The organism is Collinsella aerofaciens (assembly GCF_032584215.1).
Classification (GTDB): domain Bacteria; phylum Actinomycetota; class Coriobacteriia; order Coriobacteriales; family Coriobacteriaceae; genus Collinsella.
This window is the reverse complement of sequence record NZ_JAWHPN010000046.1, coordinates 1-4365: the sequence shown is the minus strand read 5'-3', so window position 1 is coordinate 4365 and position 4365 is coordinate 1. Positions and strand designations below refer to the sequence as shown.

At 54.4% G+C, this 4365-nt stretch carries 4 protein-coding genes and 1 tRNA gene; all 5 read left to right on the top strand.

The window, feature by feature from the left end; translation table 11 throughout:
• Window positions 1-383: 383 nt before the first annotated feature.
• Window positions 384-650 carry a hypothetical protein gene (locus RX395_RS09565; protein WP_117762964.1) on the top strand — a complete coding sequence of 89 codons (267 nt, stop codon included), beginning with the start codon at window positions 384-386 and terminating at the stop codon, window positions 648-650.
• Window positions 650-892 (top strand): DUF4160 domain-containing protein, encoded by a 243-nt coding sequence (locus tag RX395_RS10295; RefSeq protein ID WP_394815236.1) that lies wholly within the window; start codon window positions 650-652, stop codon window positions 890-892. The genes RX395_RS09565 and RX395_RS10295 overlap by 1 nt, the downstream gene beginning before the upstream one ends.
• A 318-nt stretch (window positions 893-1210) precedes the next feature.
• Window positions 1211-1999, top strand: a complete 789-nt coding sequence (locus tag RX395_RS09560) for a DUF3825 domain-containing protein (RefSeq protein WP_316367214.1) — start codon at window positions 1211-1213, stop codon at window positions 1997-1999.
• Window positions 2000-2137: 138 nt separating this feature from the next.
• Window positions 2138-2212 (top strand) — tRNA-Val (locus RX395_RS09555).
• Window positions 2213-2596: 384 nt separating this feature from the next.
• On the top strand, window positions 2597-3772 hold the full coding sequence (locus RX395_RS09550) for a hypothetical protein (protein WP_316367212.1): 1176 nt from the start codon (window positions 2597-2599) through the stop codon (window positions 3770-3772).
• Window positions 3773-4365 lie beyond the last annotated feature (593 nt).

Genomic DNA, 4365 nt, shown 5'->3' with positions numbered 1-4365 from the left:
AGGCGAGCAACTCGTCCGGTCTCGGGCGCATCGCCCCTTGCCGGATTCAGATTCGACAAGGGGCGACCATTGTGCAATCGCAAGAAGATGACGGGGCGGAATGTCAATCCTGGTCTAACAGAGCCTTGGGCAATCTATAGGATTCAAGCGCCTGCAAGTAGTTAAGCATGCGAGCGCTTGAATCTGAATACGATCCTTGACATAAAGTCCGACCATCGCACAATGACGGTTTTCCATGCCAAAAAGACACTGAAGTGTGAGATAGCTCAAAACTCAACAAATCAAATAATCAGCAGTTCAGGTCTTATGGGAATAATTCGATTCGCATCACGTTGCATCTAAGCGGCTGTTTATACTTGGATATAAACACTAAGGAGGCAGCAATGCTTTGGAGCTATGTTCAGCTAGATGACGGCACTCAGTTTGCCTACTCAGAAACACGAGACGACGGGACCGTTCGCGTAGCCGTCGAGCGCCCGGTTGATTTTGGTTTTGACCATGCAGAATGCTTTCTACCTGCGGTCAAATGGTTTAACGTCGAAGGATTTTCTACTGACGATCTGGATTTTTTGACCGAGTTCGTTAGATCAAACGCTCCGTTTATCTTCGAGCTTGCAGAACGGCAAAAAGCTGGACCGGCGGTGGCATAATGCCTCGAATTCTTGTTTTTGGACAGTATGTTCTGTTCTTTTGGATCGCGGAAAACGGAGAACCCGTTCACATCCATGTAGGGGTAAAGAGGGCGGCTGCTAACTCGACTAAGTTTTGGCTCACTAAAAATGGCGGATGCACACTTGCGAACAACGAGAGCAAGATTCCGGCTAAGGATCTCAGGGATCTTTCAAAACTAATCACCATGAACCATCGATACATTTGTGACAAGTGGCGCTAAACCTTTGGTGATGATTCCCTGACATTCTATTGCTAAACCGCAATTGAACCATGATTACGCTTGTCAACTCATGATTGCCGATGTTGACGGGCGGGACCTTCCTGTTACGCCGCTAGTGCTCCAACCGTACTTTCCGATAGCCCGGAACCCAAAGACAACCAGCACTACGCCTGGATCCAGGACCTTGTTTCCGGAAACCGCACGCGAGCAGAACTCGCCGACGAGCTGCGCCGCAATTGCGTTGTGTGTCTCGACGGTGCGTCGCACGTATAAAATCTAAGCATCCAAACTCTAACTATGAAATGGAATGGACGCCACATGGAGATCCCAAGCACCCTGTGCAGCAATGTGTACGACTTCGCGTTTTGCCCCGAGCCCTGCTACGACCGCCTGGTCGACCTCGCCGACCCCGAGGACTGGGGTCCCGGCAACCGCATCCTCAAAAACTACCTGTCGTTCTCATTTAGCCGCGCGGTGTTCTTGACCGAGCGTGACGTGGACCAGACCGCCCCGTCCAACTTACCGCTGGTGTTCGACGACGACCGTTGCCTATTCAACACCGGCCTGTACACGCGCCGCTACGAGACCATCTACGGCCTGTTTGAGCCCAACACCAAGCCCGACGCGCGCCAGCGCTGGTTTTTGAAGGGCTTCTTTAAGGAGAGCGACCCCATGCTGGTCTCGTTTGAGTACCTGCCGTGCCGCGTGCGCTTTGCCGAGGACCCCTCCGAGCTGGTCTATGACTACCGACTGCCCATCCGCTCCAACATCGACCACATTCTGGGCGACGGGGAGAACCTTACGCGCATCCCCGCCAGCCTGATGGGGGAGGGCAACTCGCTGCTGCTGCGCCGTGCCTTTGAGGGAGCCGTCGTCGAAGCCGCCCGCCGCGCCGCAGCCAACTATACGCTCGCGGTGCCGCAGTTCTACGGCGGCCGGATCCAGCTACTCCTACCGCTGTGCCTGACCGGCGACAAGCCCGAGCTGGCGCTGACCATCCAACGCGAGGACGGTTTCTACGCCGCGCGCACCTGTCTCACGCTCGACATGGCTTACAACAACGCGCGACTCATCTGCCGCCCCGAGACTTCGTGGATTAAGCGATAAATGGGGGATTAGCTGCAGGTTTGCTGGGTGGTCTGCCTACGTTGGCTTTGCTTGCGACCACGAATTTAAAATCGAGGGCAAAAAGTTCTTGGTAAACCACGCGCGGCTATGTTAGTATCTCTTTTGCCGAAAGGCGACGGGCGATTGGCTCAGGGGTAGAGCATATCCTTCACACGGATGGGGTCACAAGTTCGAATCTTGTATCGCCCACCATCTAAAGTACAGGTCAGAGGTATTAAGCCTCTGGCCTTTTTTTATTTTGACACCAAGGCTGACACCAAAAGTGACATCAAAATCAAATCGTAGTCGTCTAAGGCGTCATTTTTTATCGCACCCTTTATGCTGACGCCATTGCCCGTTTTGTATAAAACGCATGCGAATTTTCATTGAATTCCCCATGTAATCCAAGCGCAAATGTGGAGACAGGGACCATATGCCCAGAGCACCTTCCAGCGGATTTCTATCACACGACAGTTTTCCGGCGGAACTCGTCAAGCTTTTGGTTTGCTTCCGGTACTTACCCGCATGATGCCCCGGTAGATAATCGGCCATGCCCGCAATTCGCATGGCCTACGGCCGATACCAGGGGAGGCGCAAATGGACGAAATCGTCTGCGCAAACACCGCATTCCGCTACTGGCGCTGCCCACCGCAGGTGCATGATCTCTACCCGCGCCTACCCAGCTCCGATGACGGCTGGCGGGCCCTATCCCAAGCCCCTTTCGTAACCGATGTCCTCAAGACCCCGATTATCGCTGTTGCTTCGCCAGGTTGTTGTAATCACCACTCGGGATTGCGCTCCACTATTCGCTGGGAAGGGGCTTCGGATACCGGCACAACAACCGACACTCATTTAGGCTTTAGCGTCACCAATCCGCTTAACACGTTATTTACTATGACACGCTTTGTGTCCCAAATAGATCTCGTACTGGCTATGTACGAACTTTGCGGCTGGTTTTCTGTTTTCGAGCCGACCCCCGCTGTCGAAATGCAGTTAAAAATCGCGTTAAAGGAGAATCGCAATTCCAGCACGCAGGATCTGTTCGAACTTGGAGAAGGCGAAGACGAGATTCCTTGGAAACAAGTTTATGCCCGCACAACCGTAAAGGTCCCAGCAAATGAAGGCCAAACGAACAATCGCGAGGATGGAAGAGAGGTTACGAAACTCAAAGGTACTTCGCTTTGGATGAGAAAGCCACTCATCGAACTGAGCGACTTGCATCGATTCGCCGAAAAGGTCAAAAGTCAAATGTGGGGAAAGCAGTTTTATGATGCCGCTCAGCAGGTTATCGGCATTGCTGCGTCTCCGCTCGAGGTCGCGGGGGTCCTGCTTCTAAGTCGTTCTCGACGTCTAGGTGGTTCAGGATTCAGATACGTATACCTCAACGATTTAACCCCTCTATCCGAGGAAGCCCAAAGCATCGCAGGTCAAAAGGTTTGCTACGGTGACATCGTGATTGTAAACCCAATCCTAATGAAGGCAGCAATTATCGAAATCCAAGGTGAGGTCATCCATGGGTCAGGCGCGGTACTTGACCAAGATGCGGAGCGCATGACTGCGCTCCAGAGCATGGGTTTCGATGTGTTCCTGGTAACCCACGATATGCTTAACGACAAAAAACAGCTAGACGCCATAGTCAAAAGCGTCTGCAGTCGTTTGGGGATTCGATATAAAGCCAAATCCGAGGCAATGAAGCGCGCCGAGACGCGACTGCGAGCAAATGTTCTGTGCAACTGGTTGGAACTCGGAAATTACCCGGCGACAAGGCGCTAGAACGACCTAGTTTTCCTGCTAGTGAATTAGTATCATTTCAAAACCATGCCGGATTACGGGGCTGGACCCGGACCGGCCGTCCATACCCTGCATTTCGCTGAATGCGCAAGTCGTCTACCTGCTGTTTTGATTTTACCGATTACGGCATGCTCGGGGGTTCCCGGCCTGGCCCCGTAAACCGGCATGGTTTTGAAATCGCCGGGTCGGCGGGAGCGCGATCGGCCCCGATAATGGGCCCGGCGCCGGCGGGATGGTCGTTGGGCGGATGGCGGCCCGTGGGGTGGAAGCGAAAACCGGCGAGCGGCGGAACCCGAGATGCCCTGGGGGCGCCGGGGAGGAGGGCGGCGGCAGCGCCGCCGCCCGCGGGGCGCGCCCCGCGGGCCGGATCCGGCATCGCGGATCCCTTGCCCTCGAGTCCGCGCCGCGCTCTCGTCCCAGCGGCGCCCGCGCCTCCGGAAAGTTTTTCCAAAATCTAACAGTTTAGATAACAGGTGATGATTCGGGGACCGCAAGGCCCCCGAATGCTATGCTCTTCCCAGCCAAACAGAGAATTTGCCCGAGCGCCCACCCGGATCTTTGTTTGGCGACAATCC

What these genes read in the sequence shown, in the direction of transcription:
- RX395_RS09565 (WP_117762964.1), top strand. Translation starts at nt 384, where the DNA reads ATGCTTTGGAGCTATGTTCAGCTAGATGACGGCACTCAGTTTGCCTAC.
- RX395_RS09550 (WP_316367212.1), top strand. Translation starts at nt 2,597, where the DNA reads ATGGACGAAATCGTCTGCGCAAACACCGCATTCCGCTACTGGCGCTGC.
- RX395_RS09560 (WP_316367214.1), top strand. Translation starts at nt 1,211, where the DNA reads ATGGAGATCCCAAGCACCCTGTGCAGCAATGTGTACGACTTCGCGTTT.
- RX395_RS10295 (WP_394815236.1), top strand. Translation starts at nt 650, where the DNA reads ATGCCTCGAATTCTTGTTTTTGGACAGTATGTTCTGTTCTTTTGGATC.